This window comes from Streptococcus sp. F2 (assembly GCF_056500955.1).
This window is the reverse complement of record NZ_JBWKAI010000004.1, coordinates 23677-42098: the sequence shown is the minus strand read 5'-3', so window position 1 is coordinate 42098 and position 18422 is coordinate 23677. Positions and strand designations below refer to the sequence as shown.

Genomic DNA, 18422 nt, shown 5'->3' with positions numbered 1-18422 from the left:
TATGGTATAATACGGTATTGATATCAAAGGAGTAACCATGACACAAGACCCCATTGAAAACTTAAAATTGGCCAAAAGAGGACCAATTGTCAGCATTATGGCCTATCTGTTGCTAAGCATTGCTAAGTTATTAGCTGGCTATCTGCTCAACGCTAGCTCGCTGATTGCTGATGGCTTTAATAATTTATCAGATATTGTAGGAAATGTAGCTCTTCTCATCGGGCTTCACCTAGCTAGTCAGCCTGCTGATTCCAATCACAAATTTGGCCACTGGAAAATTGAGGATCTCTCAAGCCTTATCACCTCTTTCATTATGTTTATTGTTGGTTTTCAGGTCCTTATCCAAACCATACAAAGTATTTTTAGTGGTGAGCAGACACCGATTGATCCTATCGGTGCTATTGTTGGTATCCTCTCTGCTCTCATTATGCTTGGGGTATATACTTTCAATAAACGGCTTTCCAAGCGTGTTAAATCAAGCGCCCTTGTTGCTGCCTCCAAAGACAATCTGTCTGATGCAGTGACTTCTCTTGGAACTTCTGTTGCCATTGTAGCAGCTTCATTAAAACTTCCTATTATTGATCGTCTGGCTGCTTTGATTATTACTTTTTTCATTCTTAAAACCGCTTTTGATATTTTCATGGAAAGTGCTTTTAGCCTATCTGATGGCTTTGACAGCCGTCATTTAAAGAAATACGAAAAAGCTATTCTAGAAATTCCTAAAATTGTTGCTGTAAAATCTCAACGAGGCCGAACCTATGGGAGCAATGTTTACCTTGACATTGTTCTTGAAATGAATCCTGACCTTTCTGTTTACGAAAGTCACGCCATCACCGAACAGGTTGAGCAATTACTCAGTGATCAATTCGCTATCTATGATATTGATATCCATGTGGAACCAGCCATGATTCCCGAAGACGAGATTTTTGATAATGTCGCCAAAAAGCTCTACCGCTACGAAAAATTAATTTTGAGTAAGGTTCCTGACTATGACCACTACATTGCTAAGTCTTTCCAACTGATTGATGCGAATGGCCAAACAGTTAACTATGAACAATTTTTGAACCAAGAAATTTATTATCCAAGTAACTTCAAGCATTTTCAGATTGAATCCATTAGTCAAAAAACGATGTTGGTGACCTACCAGTTAAATGGCAATTGCCATACTAGCATCTGGAGACGTCATGAAGTTTGGTGTCTACTCTTCCATCAAATCACTCCTATTCAACAAGAGCAGCGCCTAAAACGCCATTATCGAATTGTAAAAGGATAAACAGATAAAAAAACACTAATCTGGTGATTAGTGTTTTTTTTCAGTTACCTTGTATGGCTTCTTGCTAATACGACTAACAAAGGAAGGAATCATATAATTTCTAATCGACCATTTGTAGAAACACAAAAAGATATTATCGTCTCTTTTAGTTTTGGATTTGAGTTGTAGCAACGTCTTCTCCAAACCATTTTTGAGAAACGGCTTGGAACTCACCATCTTGATACATTTTTTTCAAGGCTTCATTAATTTTCTTCTGCAAGGTCTTGTCTTCTTTTCTAAGCCCTACCGCAAACTGTTCATTGTCAAATCCGGTCGAGACCAGTTGGTAATCATCTAACTGATTTTCTTGCTTTAGGTAGTAGTTAGCGTAAACTTTATCAATGAGTAAACCATCAATACGATTCGTTTTCAGATCAATAAAAGCTTGCGTAAACGTTTCATACTGAGTCGCATCTTGGTCTTTAACCAAATCTTTTAAGACTTTAGGATGTCTTGTCAAGGCATCATAACCAGACGATCCGGATTGGGCTCCTAGAACCTTATTTTTCATATCAGAAGTGTCAGTAATTCCAGATGTTTTTTTAACCACAATCACTTGCTCATTTTTCATATAAGGAATAGTAAAAGCTACTTTAGCCTGACGTTCCTTCGTCATAGAATAGCCATTCCAAATCATATCGATTTTACCATTTTTTAACTCGGCTTCTTTCAAATCCCAATTAATAGCTTGAAAATTAACGGTAATGCCATATTGCTTAAAAACTGCCTTAGCTAAATCGATATCAAACCCCTTATTGTCTCCACTCTCATCTTTATACCCCATCGGAACAAAGGTATTGTCGAAACCTAAAGTAATGGCTTTTTCTTTTTGGTATGTTTTCCAAGCATCTCCTGATTTTGCGGTTTTATTAGCTGTTCCGCAAGCTACTAACAGTAAACTAATAGCTGCTAAGAAAACGATTCTTATACTTCTTCTCATGGTCATCATATCGCTCCTCTTCTATTTAGGATTAACCCTAATAATACGATCTGAGATAGCTTCGGCAAAAACAAGATCGTGAGTGACTACAATTTGAGTTATTCCCATTTCACGGTTTTGAATAATCAAGGCTTCTACCGTCTGACGTAATTCTGGATCTAGAGCACTGGTCGGTTCATCGTAACCGATAATTTGAGGATCAATCATCATGGCTCTTGCCAAAGCAACCCGTTGTTTTTGACCTCCAGATAACGAATAGGGATAAACTTGGGCATGTTCTTTTAATCCTAAACGTGCCAGTAAATCCAAAGCCTTTTCTTTAGCGTCAGCCTTTTGCTTGCCCATTGTAATTGTTGGAGACAGCGTTAGGTTGTCTAAAACGGTAAGATGAGGAAACAATTGAAAATCTTGGAAAACAAATCCAAGCAAGTTACGATTTTCCAAATGATCAATACCGACATCTTCTCCATTGTAAAAGACTTGACCTGAATCAATAGATTCAAGACCAGCCAACATCCGTAAGAGTGTTGTCTTACCGCCACCTGATGGACCTACCAAAGAGAGCACTTCTCCGTCTTGAACGGTTAGATTAAAGCCATCAAAAATGGTTTTTTGACCAAACTGTTTGGAAATATTTTTGAGTTCTAACATGAAGCCTCCTTACTGATAATAATTAAACCGTTTTTCAACTTGTTTTGAAATAATCGTGACCAGTCCAATTAAAAGCAAATAGATAAGACCAGCAATAAACATAGGGGCTAAGGTTGCATCCCTATTGGCTGCCGTCTTACTTGCTAATAAAAGATCTCCTACACCGAGTACATAGACAAGGGAAGAATCTTTGACCAAATTAATGACTTCATTGAAAACACTTGGTAACACAATTTTAAACACTTGAGGCAAAATAATATAACGAATGGTTTGAAGAGGTTTTAACTTTAATACTTTAGCTGCTTCATATTGACCTTTTGGAATAGCCTCAATCCCACCTCTAAAAATTTCAGCAAAGTAGGCAGCATAATTCAAAGTAAACGCCAAAATAGCAGCTGGCATTCGATCAAAACTAATCCCAACACTTGGCAAAACATAATAGAAAAAAATCAATTGAAGCAGTAATGGTGTCCCTCGCATCATCCACACGTATAGGGTCAAAAACCACTGTAGCGGTTTAAAGGGAATCTTCATCAAGAAAGCTAAAATAGCCCCTAAGGGGATAGAAAGAATGATAACAATAAAGAATACTTGTAAGGTCACCAAGGCACCATCTAATAAGCTGGGTAAAACTTGCTGAATATAGGTCATTTTGCCTCCTAAAACTGAATATTTTACTATTATACCAAATTTGAACGTATTTGGGGAGAGATTTTTTTATAAAAATACAACCAGATCAGCTGGTTGCGTATTATTATTAGATTTTCTTGACAAATTCTGATTTCAATTTCATCGCACCAAACCCATCAATCTTACAATCAATGTTATGATCACCTTCCACCAGGCGAATATTTTTAACACGAGTCCCTTGTTTCAGGTCTTTTGGAGCACCTTTAACTTTTAAATCTTTAATAACAGTAATAGTATCGCCATCAGATAATCGAACACCATTGCTATCTAAAACAACAAGTCCTTCTTCTTCAGTCGCTTCCTCACCTGGTGTCCACTCAAAAGCACACATAGGGCAGATTAATAAATGGCCATCTTCATAAACGTATTCGGATTGGCATTGCAAACAATTTGGTAATGACATCTTACTCTCCTAAAAAATTTCTTAATGGTATCATTTTACTTTAGAATGCTGGTTTTGACAAGTTGAATACGTTATCATATTTGCTTTTTCTGTCCTCAAATAAGGTTTCATTTCCCTTTTTACTGCCTTGATGATGATTAGGTAAAAAATAAGGCAATCACTAGCTAGTGACTACCTTATCATGGTTAACCCTCATTACTCCACTGTAACAGCCTTAGCTAGATTACGCGGTTTATCAACATCAAGTCCACGTTGTAATGAAGCGTAGTAAGCAATCAGTTGAGTTGGAATTACCATAGCAATTGGCGCCAAGAAAGGATGAACCTTATTGACAATAATGTCATCTCCCTCACGGTCAAGCCCTTCTTCCACAATTGTTAAAACATGAGCCCCACGAGCAGCAACTTCTTGAATATTACCACGCGTATGAGAAGCAACCAACTCACTAGATGAAATTAAACCAATGACTGGAGTTCCCTCTTCAATTAAAGAAATGGTGCCATGTTTCAATTCACCAGCCGCAAAGCCCTCACATTGAATATAAGAAATCTCTTTTAATTTCAAAGCAGCTTCCATCGCAACGTAATAATCATTGCCACGCCCGATGTAAAAAGCATTACGAGTAGTAGCTAACAAAGCTTCTACTTTTTCTGCCACAACGTCTTTTTCTGTCAAAGTCGCTTCGATAGATTGAGCTACTAATGACAACTCATGAACCAAATCAAAGTCAAGAGCTTCTGACTTACCATTCGCCTCACCAACTGCCTTAGCTAAAAAGGCAAGAGCAGCAATTTGTGCAGTGTAAGCTTTTGTAGACGCAACAGCAATTTCAGGTCCAGCATGAATCAACATGGTGTATGTTGCTTCACGTGACAAGGTTGATCCTGGAACGTTAGTTACTGTCAAACTCGGAATGCCCATAGCATTTGCCTTAACCAAAACTTGACGACTATCTGCTGTTTCTCCTGATTGGCTTAGTAGGATAAACATCGGTTTCTCGCTCAGTAAAGGCATGTGATAACCCCATTCAGAAGCCACTCCTAACTCAACTGGTGTATCTGTCAATTGCTCAAGCATCATTTTAGTTGCAAAACCGGCATGGTATGAAGTCCCTGCAGCTAAAATATAAAGGCGGTCAGCCTCTTGGATAGAGGCAATGATAGCTGGATCAACTTGCACGTTACCCATTTCATCTGCATAAGTTGAAATTAATTTACGCATTACAGTTGGTTGCTCATCAATTTCTTTTAGCATATAGAAGGGATAAGTCCCTTTACCAATATCAGATAAGTCTAATTCAGCAGTGTACGAATCTCGTACCAGCTCTTTACCATCGTAGTCTGTAACAGTTACCTTATCTTTGGTTAAAATAACCAGCTCCTTATCATGAATTTCCATAAATTCACTGGTTTCACGAATCATGGCCATAGCATCCGAACAAACCATATTGTAACCTTCACCAAGACCAATCAACAATGGTGACTTGTTCTTAGCCACATAGATAGTATCTGTATTCTGGCTATCCATTAAGGCAAAGGCATAGGAACCTTCGATAATTCCTAGAGCTTTTTTAAAGGCTTCTAACACTGATAATTGCTCTTCTTCTACAAACTTTCCGATTAGATGTACCGCAATCTCAGTATCTGTTTGACCCTTGAAATCATGGCCAGCCAAGTACGTTGTTTTGATGTGGAGATAATTTTCGATCACACCATTGTGAACAAGGACAAAACGTCCTGTTTGTGACGTGTGAGGATGGGCATTGTCTTCTGTTGATTGACCATGAGTTGCCCAACGTGTGTGACCAATCCCTGTTGAACCAGCAACATCTATGCCAATCTTAGCACGCAAATCCGCGATGCGCCCAACTGATTTAATTAAGTTTGTTTGATTGTCATTAGCCACAAAAATACCTGCTGAATCGTAGCCACGGTATTCAAGCTTCTCAAGACCTTGCATTAAAATATCTGTTGCGTTACGGTTCCCAATAACTCCAACAATTCCACACATTCTAGTTACCTTAGTAAGTTCCCTTACTACTTTCTTTCAAAATTCAATTAATTGGTATAGTCCTTAGATACCAATAAAAATATTATGTTTACAGTATATAACATCATTAACTACTTGTCAAACACAAAATTGGTATAGTCTAATCGACAGATTATGAATTAAAAAAGAGAGCAGTTAGTTAACTACTCTACTTCTACAAATCCAAAATCGCTGAGAGGCAAAACTCTAAAGGTCACTAAGCCTTTAATCTGTGAGGCATCTATTAACCCAAAGCGACGACTGTCATTCGTATTTTTCCGGTTATCATTTAGAAGAAGATATTTTCCTTTAGGAACCTTTTGATACTTATCACCAGTAATAGTTGAAATTGTAAAATCTTCAGTGTATAAAGTTCCAAGAGGAGCGTTATTCAAGTAACGTGTCTTCATCTTTTCAAGATAGGCTTGTGATTCCACCATATTATTGAGGTAAAAAATATCATCCATATAGGTGACACTATCTCCCTCGACAGCAACAACACGACTCACATAATCTTTTTTATCAACCCTGTAAACCACAAAATCTTTGTATTTAGGTTGAATGTTTTTCTTAATAGTGATTAAATCACCATTCTTCAAATAAGCATTGGCCGTTGCTGGGGTCACCTTAAAGGTTGAGAAAACAAAAATTCTCAACAAAATGGCGCCAATAATCACAATTAATAACAATAATATATTTCTTATAAAATCTCGCTTTACCATATTAACTCCTAGTCTATTCTCTTATTATACCATGTTATAGATCAGAAAAAAAGCAGACAATTTCTAAGATAAAAGAGTATGCATTGTTAGGGTAACATTTCTCTTCCTATAAAAAAGAGGTTAGAAGAAAACTCTTCTAATCCTCGATCAGTTACTTTAATAAACTTATTTTACAGTACGAACACGCATTGTGTTTGTTCCACCAGTACCAACTGGAACACCTGCAACGATAACAATGTTATCACCAGATTGAACCAAACCAGTTTCAAGAGCCACACGTTCTGCTACTTCAAACATGTCGTCAGTAGATGCAGGTTTTTCAGCAAGAACTGGAATAACACCCCAGTTAATCATCAATGCACGTTGTACTTTTTCATCAAATGTTACAGCTAAGATGTCCGCATCTGGACGGAATTTAGAAATCGCACGTGCAGTATTACCAGTTTCGGTAATTGTAACCACAAGTTTGATGTCCATTGAATGAGTTGCATCTTTAACCGCTGAAGCAATCACATCAGTTTTGTTTGTACGTGGGAATGCAGATGAATCTAAACGACCATATTCGTTAAGAAGAGTTTGTGCATTACGATCAATAGTCGCCATTGTACGAACAGATTCAACTGGGTATTTACCATTAGCTGACTCTCCTGAAAGCATTGTTGCATCAGTACCATCGATAACAGCATTGAAGACGTCAGATACTTCAGAACGTGTCGCACGTGGTTTTTCAGTCATTGTTTCAAGCATGTTTGTTGCTGTGATAACTGCTTTACCAGCTGCATTCACTTTAGTGATAATCATTTTTTGGAAAACTGGAACCATTTCAAATGGTACTTCGATACCCATGTCGCCACGTGCAATCATGATACCATCAGCAGCTTCGATGATTTCATCAAGATTATCGATACCTTGTTGGTTTTCAATCTTAGCAAATAATTGAACATGGTCGTTACCAGTTTCGCGACAGATTTCACGAACTTCCTCAACGTCTTTGGCTGTACGAACAAATGAGATTGCAATAAAGTTAAGTCCTTGTTCAAGACCAAAACGGATATCAGCATTGTCGCGTTCCGCAAGTGCTGGGAAAGGAATTTTAGTGTTAGGGATATTAACACCTTTTTGTTTAGCAATAATACCGTCGTTTTCTACTTCAACGATAAATTGACGTGTTGCGATATCTTTGTCGATCACTTTCAAACCAAGCTTACCATCATCGATAAGAATAGTATGACCTACTTCTACTTCATCGTAGATGTCAAGGCTACCAGCAACGTTCAAAGCAATAACATCGCGAGTTGATTGAATACCTTGTGTAGTCGCTACACGGATTTTTTCTCCAGTAACATAGCTGAACTCTTTAGCATCGTCTGCAAATAATTCAGTACGCATTTCAGGACCTTTAGTATCCAAAAGGAAACCAACTTTTTGACGAGCAATTTCTTCTGCAAGGCGAACAGTTGCCATACGGTCACCTTGTTCTTTGTGGTCACCGTGTGAGAAATTGAAACGGAAAACATTCGCACCAGCTTCAATTAATTCAGCGATTTTTTTTGCTGATTCTTCAACATCAAGTTGACCAGCCCAGTAGCCATCTTCTCCGTATTTTTTACCACCACGGATTTCAACCGCAGGACCAAGTGTTGCAACGATTTTTACGCGTTTATTCATTTTACTCTGAAACTCCCTTATTTTTTTGTCAATAATTGACGATTTAACAATTTTAACTAAACTTATTGTGACAATGAACGGTTCAAAGCTGCAAAGTCTAAACGAGCTTTGTGTGGATTATTAACAATAATCTTGCCTTCTTCAGTCAAGCTGAACAAAGCACCTTCTTCTGCAGTACCAAGGATTGGGCTTTCAACAAGTTCTTCATTGTGAATACCAACAGCCAAACCACCTTTGCCTTCTTTAAGTAGCTCAACGGCATGTGAACCCATCCAAGAAGCAATGACACGGTCACGAGCAGTTGGTGAACCCCCACGAAGAATGTGGCCAAGATTTGTCACACGAAGGTCACTCTTATCACCAGCTTCTTTAAGTTTTTGAGCAAAAGCTTCACCACTCATAACACCTTCAGCTAAGACGATGATGTGGTGATTTTTACCTTTGTGTTCAAAATCATATTGGATTGTTGATACTACTTTTTCAATATCAAACTCTTCTTCTGGAACGATGATTTGATCAGCACCACTAGCAATACCTGCCCAAAGAGCAATATCACCCGCATTGCGACCCATCACTTCAACCACAAAAGTACGTCCGTGACTTGATGAGGTGTCACGAAGTTTATCAATAGCTTCGACTGCTGTGTTAACTGCTGTATCAAATCCGATAGTGTAGTCAGTTCCCGCAATATCGTTATCGATTGTTCCTGGGATACCTACCGCTGGGAAACCGTGCTCTGTCAAGCGCATAGCACCATGGTAAGAACCATCTCCACCGATAACAACAACACCTTCAATACCATGTTTTTTAAGTTGCTCAATACCAGCCAATTGACCTTCAAGTTGAGCAAACTCTGGATAACGAGCTGAGTATAAGAAAGTCCCACCACGTGAAATTTTATCTCCCACTTCTTTTGAACCTAATGGGAAAATATCACCGTCAACCATGCCTGCGTAGCCACGGTTAATACCATAAACTTCCATTCCTTCTGAGATTGCTTTACGAACGACTGCACGAATAGCAGCATTCATACCAGGAGCGTCACCGCCACTGGTTAAAACAGCAATACGTTTCATTTTTTGGTACTCCTTTAATTAATTTAACGTTTTTATTATAGCACATTCGTTTGCAAATTACTTCACTATTCGACTATTTTTATCGAAAAACCGTTTTCAAAACGTAGCTATGAAGCTTTTCTTCCAAGGTCGGGTTCAGTTGAACTTGGAGATTAGTTAATTCAATTGTTTCCTTATTTTCTTGATAGTGAATGACAACTGGAGTATTTCCGGGGAAAGCTGCCAAAACTTGTGAAATCTGTGAATCAAACTGATGGTTTTCAACTAATAACCAATATTTTCGGCTAATAGCCATTTGCACTTGCTGACACACCATCTGCAGCCGGTGATCTCTTTCTTTAATTCTACCTTTTAGGTAATAGAGTTCTCCTTCTTTCAGTTGGTCTTTATAAATGGCATATTCTTCTGGAAAAAGGGTGACATCAAGCTTTTTCTTAGTGTCATTAACTGATAGGAACGCCATTTGCTGCCCGCTTGTTTTTGTCCTAATCGTTCTGATGCTATCTACTTGAACCAGTATGGTTGCTTCCTTATCCTTGACTAACTGTGAAATGGGAGTAAAAGCTTGAGTACTTTTCTCCGCAATGTCAATTAAGGGATGCTTACTCATACCAACCCCAATGAGTTCCTGTTCAAAAGAATATTTTTCAGTTGTTGAGTAATCTTCTGTGTCAACCCAGTTAAAGGAAGAGTCCGCAAATAAAGACCCCAGTTCATTGACAAACACTAATAACCCCTCTAAATTTTCTAAAATCTTTTTTCGATTAGGGTCAAAGCAGTCAAATAATCCTATTTTAATTAGGGGTTCCAAAAAGGCTATCTTTTGGTACTTTTCAGGTACTCGGGTCAAGAAATCTTCTACACTGCTAAAGGGTCTCTGTTCAATAATCCAATAAGCAAAATCTCTTGGTAATCCCTTGATGTTTTTTAGTCCCATGTAGATACTATTAGACTCAATTTTATCAGTGTATGGGATACTATTAATAGTAACTTGTGCCACTTGAAAGTTCGATTCTAGAGCGTCTGTAATGTAATCGCTACTAGAGTAATTCATCATGATATCGTAAAAAACCGCAGGGTAGTGAACCTTGAAATATGCTAATTGAAAAGCTAAGGCTGAGTAAGCAAAGGCATGACTACGGTTAAAGCCATAACCCGCAAATTTTTCCATCCGCTTAAAAAGTAACTTAGCTGTTTCTTCGGATCTCCCTAATTGCTTAGCACCTGCAACAAAAGCCTCTTCCATTTTCTGCATTTCAAGGAGATTTTTCTTAGACATAGCACGGCGTAACAAGTCGGCTTTTCCAAGCGTAAAACCTGCATAGGTCTGAGCAATCTGCATAACCTGTTCTTGATAGAGCATAATCCCATAAGTAGACTCTAAAATAGGCGCAATAACAGGATCAATTAAATCTATCTTTTCTTGTCCCTGGCGTCGCTTAATAAAATTCACAGTGTAATCACTGGCGCCCGGTCTATTTAAACTGGTTGTCGCCACAATTTCTTCAAAACGTTGAGGTTTAATGCGTTTTAAAAGATTGATAGCCCCATTTTGTTCGAATTGGAAAATTCCTCTGGTATCTCCTTTAGCAAACAGGGCTAATGTTTGGGAATCTTCTAAGTCAATTGCTGCAATGTCAATTTGTTGACCATACTCTTTAGCAACCTTCTCTTGCATTTTTTGAACAAACGTTAAATTTCTAAGCCCCAAGAAATCCATTTTTAAAAGACCATTTGCTTCAACAGCATTAGCATCATACTGGGTAACCATCATCTCATCACCTGCTTTTAGCGGGATATGATTTGTTAGGTTATCATCACTCATCACAATACCAGCCGCGTGAATAGAGGTCTGTCTTGGATTCCCCTCAATCCGTTGAGCTATAGTAAAAGCCTTTTGAAATTCAACTCGACTATTAATGGTTTGTCTAAAGGAAATATTCTTTTCATACACTGTGGCTAAACTATCTTTAAAACCAATCTTTTTAGTGAGATTAGTTAATTCATATTCTGGAACACCAAACCGCTTAAAAACATCACGAATCGCTTGTTTAGGACCGAAGGTCGAAAAGGTGACAATCTGGGCAGAATGATCACTGCCATACCGATTACGCACATAGCGAAGAAATTCTGAACGGTAGATATCAGGGAGGTCAATATCAATATCAGGCATGCTATAACGTTCTTTGTTTAAAAAGCGTTCAAAAAGCAAATCATGTCGCACCGGATCAATCCCTGTAATTTCCAGAGCATAGGCAACTAAACTTCCTGCGGCTGAGCCACGCCCCATTCCCATATAATAGCCCTTACTGCGTCCAAAACGAAGTAAATCCCACACAATAAGGAAATAATCATCAAAGCCCATGTCAGAAATAACAGTTAATTCATGAGCCAACCGTGTCTGATAAGGCTCGTGCCATAAGCCTTTAGCCACTAAACCTGCTTGAGTCAGTTCTTGTAGTTCTTGTTTAGCGGACTTATCACGATTAAAACGAGGCAATTTTAAGTCTGTATCAAAGTCATAGTGGATTCCTGACACTAAGTCTTCTAAATTCTGTAAAGCTTGGGGGCAGTGTGCTTGATAGAAGGCAGTTAATTGTTGACAATCTCCTAACTCTTGATCACTTTCTACCACAGGGGTCTCCGCCAGACTGAGGTTATCTCGAATAGCATGCAGCATGTGTAGGGTTTCCATATCATCTTGTGCAAAATAACGAGCTGTCTTTAGGGGAATAAACTGCCTCTTAGAATCCATACGAGAAAAATCAGTATACTGATCAACACCGATATAATAATCAAAGGGAACCGCTAATGTATCAGTCCAAACCCTACTAGGAATAATAACCGCTAATCCTTCCAAATGTTGGCAGAGATAGTCCATCTGAAGCTTGCCCGACATTTTTGCCGTGGAAATTTTTAAAAGCTGATGATAGCCTTGTGTATTCTGGGCGATTAAGTTAAGGAGCACCTGCTGCTCTTGATAGACAACCTCTACTTCCAAACCTAAAACAGGTCGAAGTCCATGTTTTTGGCAACCTCTAATAAAATGATAAGCTCCGTAAAGATTATCTCTATCCATAATTCCTATAGTTTGGTAGCCAAGTTGTTTTGCTTGTTCAAAATAGTGACTTAAATCAATCAAACTATCCATAAATGAATAAACGGTTTTGGTATCTAATTGAGCAAACATGAACTTCTCCTTTACTTGTCATATTACCTATTATACTATGAAAAAGCTTTTACTGCTTCTATTTTTCTTTATGCCTATTAACTTACTATTATAATATGAAGAAAACAGCATAAAACTTGACATTTTAGCGTTTTTCCTGTACCATTTATTTAGTACAATTATCTATAATATTTAGAGAGGAGACCACATGTCTTGGAAATTTGATGAAAAATCTCCTATTTATGCGCAGATAGCTCAGCACGTGATGATGCAAATTATCAGCCAAGAAATCAAGAGTGGAGACCAACTCCCAACTGTTCGTGAATATGCTGAAATTGCTGGTGTCAATCCTAATACCATGCAAAGGGCATTTACTGAGCTTGAACGTGAAGGAATGGTTTATTCGCAACGTACTGCTGGCCGTTTTGTAACTGACGACCAAAAGCTAATTGCCCATAAAAGACGCGAATTAGCAATTAGTGAGTTAGAATCATTTGTCAATAACATGACTAAAATGGGATTTGATCGCACCGAAATTATTCCAGTTTTAACAACCTTTTTAGAGGAGGCTTCAGAATAATGGCACAACTATTGCAACTGCACCATGTCTCAAAATCTTACCGAGGAAAAAAAGCGATTGACGATTTGACTGTTGCGATTCCAAGCGGTAAAATCATTGGCTTATTGGGACCAAATGGAAGCGGCAAAACAACCCTTATCAAACTAATAAATGGTCTTTTACAACCAAACAAAGGTGATATCGTCATTGATGGTTATCGCCCATCTGTCAATACCAAAGAAATTATCTCTTACTTACCTGATACCACTTACCTGAATGAAAACATGAAAATCAAGGACATGTTAGATTTCTTTAGTGATTTTTACAAGGATTTTGATAAAGCCAAAGCCACTAGCCTTTTAAGGGATTTGGAATTGGACCCTGAAGACCGATTTAAAAATCTTTCAAAAGGAAATAAAGAAAAAGCTCAATTGATTCTTGTCATGAGCCGTAAAGCAAAACTTTATATTCTAGATGAGCCTATCGGTGGTGTTGATCCTGCTGCTAGAGATTATATCCTTAAAACCATTATTAATAACTACTCTGAAGACGCATCGGTTATTATTTCAACCCATTTGATTTCAGACATTGAACCTATCCTTGACGAAGTGATTTTCTTGAAAAAAGGAAAACTTTGCCTATGTGGAAACGCTGATGATTTGAGACAAGAACATCAGCAGTCTATTGACTCTCTCTTTAGGGAAACTTACAAGGTCTAGGAGGTTAGCATGTTTGGAAAATTATTAAAATACGAATTCAAATCTATCGGTAAATGGTACTTTGCTCTCAACGCAGCTGTTATTGCTATTGCTGCCATTTTATCATTTACCATTAAACAATTTACACAACAGGCTGATAATGCTGGTGCATTTGGAACAGTCATTGATAAAATGCTCCCATTGACCTTATCATTAACTTTTGGTGCTTTAATTGCAGGTTCCCTCTTGTCGACCTTACTGATTATCATTAATCGCTTTAGTAAAAATATTTTTGGTCGTGAAGGGTATTTAACCTTAACACTACCTGTGACTTCTCACCAGATTATTCTTTCAAAATTGGTGGCTTCTTTCATCTGTAGCCTTTTTAATCTGATCATTTTGATTTTTGGAATTGCCATCTTGATCGTGCCAATGGTTGATTTTAAGGATGTTGTGGAAACTCTATCAAAAGTTATCAAGGCCGAATATATTCTCGATAATGCTTTCATTTTAAGTTATCTACTTGTATCATCCCTAGCAAGTATTCTACTTCTTTACTTCGCTATTTCAATTGGACAACTTTTTTCTAATCGTCGTGGATTAATGGCTTTTATCGCTTACTTTGCCTTGATGATCCTCTTTAGCGTAGCAACCACTTATCTCAACTTAAAAGTTTTTGGCTTTGAATCAACTTCAGAAGTCCTCCCCTACAAAGAACATGTATACCTTTATGTTATCATTGTAGAAGAATTTGTTGAGATGCTGATTTGCTACCTAGGCACTCATTTTATTATTAAGAACAAACTCAATATTCAATAATCACTCAAACCTTCCCTTTAGATAGCTACTTAAAGGGAAGGTTTTGTATTTGCTATTAATGCCTAACTTCCGTCAAAGCTATTAAAAAACTACCCCATCATGAAGCGAGGTAGTTTAGCACTGAGACAACATTTATTAACGATGTAGTAGCCATGACACCAAATCTTTACCAAAGATAAAGAGATAGCTATAACCAATAATGGAAATAGGTTTAGTGACTAAGATAATGGTTGTGAACCGCTTTAAAGACATATCTGTTAGGCCTGTAATCATCACCATAATATCCGCCGGAGAAATTGGCGAAGCCATACAAGCAATAAATAACTTTTCATAACCAGGCGTTTCTAAACGACGCTCGTACTTATAAAAAGTCTTTTCATCCATAAAAAGCAAAATAAACTTGCGGCCATACGTTTTTACTAACAAAAAGAGAATCACACTGCCAATTATAATACCAACATAATTGTAAATAAAACCTGCTATTGGGCCAAAAATCAAAAAGCCTGCTACAGTTGTAAGTCCCCCAGGGATGACAGGAAAAACGATTTGAATAATCTGAACCACAATAAAAATAAGTGGTCCCCATACCTTATACTGTTGGACTAAATCTTTTAGTGCATTACTATCATTTAAAATACCTAACTTGTAAAGCCAAAAGGCAAGGACAAAGGATCCAATTAAAGCGAGGATTCCTAAAAGTTTAATGATTTTTTGCCAAGTCTCATAGGCTTTTCTTTGTCGATTCTTCATAGCTTAATCATACCATAAGCTATGATTTTTTGCTATTTCTAAAGAGTTTTGATATAATAAATAAAGTAAGTTATTAATAAACCTTATATTAGGGGTTGTTACGGATTCGACAGGCATTATGAGGCATGTTTTGCGTCCCATCGGCAGATGTAAATTGCCAGTTAAATATAACTGCAAAAAATACAAACTCTTACGCTTTAGCTGCCTAAAAACCAGTTAGCGTGACTTCTACAAGATTGCTTGTGTCCTGTTAGAAGTCTCAAAATAGCAAGCTACGGTTACGAAATTGTCTAATTTCGTGGCAAGAGATTGATAGACTCGCAAACTAATGGCTTGAGTTATGTGTCCTTAGTTTGTTAAATGAAGACATAACCTATGGACGTAGACAAATATGTTGGCAGGTGTTTGGACGTGGGTTCGACTCCCACCAGCTCCATCAATACTTACCGTAAGTAACCATAACTTATTAAAACCTTGTTATATCAAGGTTTTTTCTTTTTATCTTGTTCATAAGTTACCGTAACTTTCTATAAAAGGAAGAACAAAAAGGAATACCTGACATCCTTTAAAAACTTTTTGTTACTGTTATCATCTAACTGAGATATCATTTTCGAGGCCTCCTAGCAGGTTATACTTTAAGCAAAGACTTTTTGAAAGAGGTTTCCATTTCTCCTCAAACTCCTCTTTTTCGGTTTAAAATATGTTATAATGGGTTAAAAGAAAAGAGTTAGGAAATGATTATGAAAAAACACACTGTGCTTAGTTTCTTGATGCTTCCTTTACTTGTGGCATCTTTATCAGCTTGTTCCACCAGTAAAGACAAAACCACTCCTCCAAGCAGTAAAACAACCACTACAGCAGAGGTCCAAAAGGCAGATCATCAAGATGTTCGCGCTAATGTTGAAAAAATAAAACTAGCTACTGCTGCTGCTGAATTTAAGGGTGGTACCAGTCTTGAAGAGCTCATAGCACTTTTTGGACAACCTACTCAACATGAAAAATGGCCCGCAGGAAGTGTGACACTTGATTCCTATACTTGGAAATTTGACCAAGTGACGCTGAATGTTAATCTCTATGATAATAGTAGCATCGTTAAAACGATATCAAACTTTGCTTTTGTGAGGGACTTAAACCTTTCACAAAAAGATTATCAAAAATTAAAAAAAGGTATGTCCTATGAAGCAGTCAAACAAATCCTGACTGAACCAGATAATTACAGCCAAGCTTCTTCGAGTGACAATCAAAGTTTACAGGCCATTTGGATTAGCGGCTTAAAAACCGAAACAAATGGTGCCAATATTTCTCTTGCCTTTGAAAACAACCAACTGACAGAAATGTCTCAGACAGGTCTTGAACCTTAAACAAACAGACTCGACTTTACCAAAGTCAGAGAAAGAGAAATTCTGAAAAAGTTCGTCAACCCTTCTCAATCATTTTGGACATCTAACAAAAAAGCCTATTGTAATAGGCTTTTTTATATGTTTTACTCCACCTTGAGGGAATCGAACCCCCATCTCAAGAACCGGAATCTTACGTGATATCCATTACACTAAAGGTGGTCAATACCTTTATAGTATATCATAAATTTATGAAATGGGGAATGACTTTTCTGACGAGAATATGTAAAAAAGTTGAGGTTTCCCTCAACTTTTTAGATTTATTATAATTCAATATCACCGAAAAGATCAGCCATTGAGAATCCAGTTTGAGTTTCTGGAAGTTCGTAGTCACGTTTTGCTTCACGTTTTGGACGACGTGGACGTGATTGACGTTTTTCTTCTTTGTTTTCGCCTTCAGCTTGAGCTGGACGTTCTTCAAGAGCTTTGATTGAAAGTGATACACGCTCATCAGCAGCATTCACTTCAAGGACTTTAACAGTCACTTCTTGTCCTACTGAAAGAACATCTTTTGGATTTTCAACACGTTTGTGTGAAATTTGTGAAATGTGAACAAGTCCATCGATACCTGGTAATACTTCAACAAAAGCACCGAAGTCAGTCAAGCGTTTAACTTTACCTTCAACAACATCACCTTGAGCAAGTTTTTGTTCAACACCATCCCATGGTCCAGGTGTTGTTGCTTTAAGTGAAAGTGATACACGACCAGCTTCTTCATCGATTGAAAGAACTTTAACTTCAACTTCTTCACCAACAGAAACAACTGATTTAGGTGACACGTTACGTTCGTGAGACAATTCAGTCACGTGAACAAGTCCGTCAACACCACCAAGGTCAATGAAAGCACCAAAGCTTGTCAAACGAGCAACTGTACCAGTAACAACTGCACCTTCTGAAAGTTTAGAAAATACTTCAGTACGAGCTTCTTTAGCTGCTTCTTCAATCACTTCACGACGTGATAGGATGAAACGGTTTTCTGCTGCATCAACTTCTTTGATTTTAGCATCAAATTCTTGACCAACAAATTTTTCTGTGTTGCGAACAAAACGAGTGTCAATCATTGAAGCAGGGATAAATCCACGAAGTCCTTCAAATTCAACTGAAAGGCCACCTTTAACAGCACGGGTACCTTTAACAGTGACAACTTCGCCTTCACGACCAACAAGTTTGTCCCAGGCTTTACGAGCTTCCAAACGTTTTTTAGATACTAGGAAAGTAACTGTATCAGTATCTTTACCTACTACTTGACGAAGAACAAGTACTTCAACTGTGTCGCCAGCTTTAACAAAGTCGTTAATATCAGCATCGCGGTCGTTAGTCAATTCACGAAGTGTCAAGACACCTTCAACACCTGTTCCTTCGATAACAACGTTTGCTTGACCGTTATCAACAGTTAAAACTTCCGCAGTGACAACATCACCAGGGTTCACTTCGCTAACACTGTTTAGCAAATCTTCAAATTCATTCATTCTAAAAAATCCTCCAACAAAAGCTAGCCAATGCTAGCTTTTGATAACAATATATTTTCTCAAGGTAACCC

General features: G+C 37.7%; 16 protein-coding genes, 1 tRNA gene and 1 other RNA gene. 6 read left to right on the top strand and 12 right to left on the bottom strand.

Annotation, left to right across the window (positions count from 1 at the left end; all coding sequences use genetic code 11):
* Positions 1–37 precede the first annotated feature (37 nt).
* Entirely contained in the window at positions 38–1273 is a 1236-nt protein-coding gene (locus ACYTR8_RS02405; protein WP_111716557.1) for a cation diffusion facilitator family transporter, read from the top strand.
* A 145-nt stretch (positions 1274–1418) separates the two neighbouring features.
* Here ACYTR8_RS02405 and ACYTR8_RS02400 read toward each other — a convergent pair whose 3' ends face one another.
* From ACYTR8_RS02400 to ACYTR8_RS02360, 9 genes are all read right to left on the bottom strand, one after another.
* Positions 1419–2261 carry an amino acid ABC transporter substrate-binding protein gene (locus ACYTR8_RS02400; protein ID WP_479641610.1) on the bottom strand — a complete coding sequence of 281 codons (843 nt, stop codon included), beginning with the start codon at positions 2259–2261 and terminating at the stop codon, positions 1419–1421.
* 12 nt (positions 2262–2273) lie between these two features.
* Complete coding sequence (locus ACYTR8_RS02395) at positions 2274–2903, bottom strand: amino acid ABC transporter ATP-binding protein (RefSeq protein ID WP_111716565.1); 630 nt, start codon at positions 2901–2903, stop codon at positions 2274–2276.
* A 9-nt stretch (positions 2904–2912) separates the two neighbouring features.
* On the bottom strand, positions 2913–3554 hold the full coding sequence (locus ACYTR8_RS02390; protein WP_002992417.1) for an amino acid ABC transporter permease: 642 nt from the start codon (positions 3552–3554) through the stop codon (positions 2913–2915).
* Between the two features lie 106 nt (positions 3555–3660).
* On the bottom strand, positions 3661–3996 hold the full coding sequence (locus ACYTR8_RS02385) for a zinc ribbon domain-containing protein YjdM (RefSeq protein ID WP_003053558.1): 336 nt from the start codon (positions 3994–3996) through the stop codon (positions 3661–3663).
* A 195-nt stretch (positions 3997–4191) separates the two neighbouring features.
* On the bottom strand, positions 4192–6006 hold the full coding sequence (glmS, locus tag ACYTR8_RS02380) for a glutamine--fructose-6-phosphate transaminase (isomerizing) (RefSeq protein WP_269760330.1): 1815 nt from the start codon (positions 6004–6006) through the stop codon (positions 4192–4194).
* A gap of 182 nt (positions 6007–6188) precedes the next feature.
* Positions 6189–6746 (bottom strand): signal peptidase I, encoded by a 558-nt coding sequence (lepB, locus tag ACYTR8_RS02375; protein ID WP_015017061.1) that lies wholly within the window; start codon positions 6744–6746, stop codon positions 6189–6191.
* Between the two features lie 165 nt (positions 6747–6911).
* The gene (gene pyk, locus ACYTR8_RS02370) at positions 6912–8414 is read right to left on the bottom strand and encodes a pyruvate kinase (RefSeq protein WP_003053551.1); all 1503 of its coding nucleotides are present in this window, start codon (positions 8412–8414) and stop codon (positions 6912–6914) included.
* A gap of 62 nt (positions 8415–8476) precedes the next feature.
* The gene (gene pfkA, locus ACYTR8_RS02365; protein WP_003053569.1) at positions 8477–9490 is read right to left on the bottom strand and encodes a 6-phosphofructokinase; all 1014 of its coding nucleotides are present in this window, start codon (positions 9488–9490) and stop codon (positions 8477–8479) included.
* A 79-nt stretch (positions 9491–9569) separates the two neighbouring features.
* On the bottom strand, positions 9570–12680 hold the full coding sequence (locus tag ACYTR8_RS02360) for a DNA polymerase III subunit alpha (protein WP_479641609.1): 3111 nt from the start codon (positions 12678–12680) through the stop codon (positions 9570–9572).
* Positions 12681–12867: 187 nt separating this feature from the next.
* Here ACYTR8_RS02360 and ACYTR8_RS02355 point away from each other — a divergent pair, with 187 nt between their 5' ends.
* The 3 genes from ACYTR8_RS02355 to ACYTR8_RS02345 are packed head-to-tail and all read left to right on the top strand — an operon-like array spanning position 12868 to position 14735.
* Positions 12868–13239 carry a GntR family transcriptional regulator gene (locus ACYTR8_RS02355; RefSeq protein ID WP_003051027.1) on the top strand — a complete coding sequence of 124 codons (372 nt, stop codon included), beginning with the start codon at positions 12868–12870 and terminating at the stop codon, positions 13237–13239.
* Positions 13239–13937, top strand: coding sequence for an ABC transporter ATP-binding protein (locus tag ACYTR8_RS02350; RefSeq protein WP_111716572.1), 699 nt, complete (start codon positions 13239–13241; stop codon positions 13935–13937). Before ACYTR8_RS02355 ends, ACYTR8_RS02350 begins: the two co-directional genes overlap by 1 nt.
* Positions 13938–13946: 9 nt before the next feature.
* A complete protein-coding gene (locus ACYTR8_RS02345; protein ID WP_479641608.1) occupies positions 13947–14735 on the top strand; it encodes an ABC transporter permease in 789 nt (262 codons plus the stop codon).
* A gap of 135 nt (positions 14736–14870) precedes the next feature.
* On the opposite strand, the gene ACYTR8_RS02340 is transcribed toward ACYTR8_RS02345, so the two are convergent.
* On the bottom strand, positions 14871–15485 hold the full coding sequence (locus ACYTR8_RS02340) for a TVP38/TMEM64 family protein (RefSeq protein WP_003053567.1): 615 nt from the start codon (positions 15483–15485) through the stop codon (positions 14871–14873).
* 91 nt (positions 15486–15576) lie between these two features.
* Between ACYTR8_RS02340 and ssrA the strand changes: the two genes are divergently transcribed.
* Positions 15577–15924, top strand: a transfer-messenger RNA (tmRNA) gene (gene ssrA, locus ACYTR8_RS02335).
* Positions 15925–16225: 301 nt separating this feature from the next.
* Positions 16226–16846, top strand: a complete 621-nt coding sequence (locus ACYTR8_RS02330; RefSeq protein ID WP_479641607.1) for a DUF3862 domain-containing protein — start codon at positions 16226–16228, stop codon at positions 16844–16846.
* A gap of 126 nt (positions 16847–16972) precedes the next feature.
* Here the strand turns inward: ACYTR8_RS02330 and ACYTR8_RS02325 are convergent.
* Together ACYTR8_RS02325 and rpsA are read right to left on the bottom strand one after the other, a co-directional pair.
* Positions 16973–17044 (bottom strand) — tRNA-Arg (locus tag ACYTR8_RS02325).
* A 101-nt stretch (positions 17045–17145) separates the two neighbouring features.
* Complete coding sequence (gene rpsA, locus ACYTR8_RS02320; RefSeq protein ID WP_003057625.1) at positions 17146–18351, bottom strand: 30S ribosomal protein S1; 1206 nt, start codon at positions 18349–18351, stop codon at positions 17146–17148.
* Positions 18352–18422 lie beyond the last annotated feature (71 nt).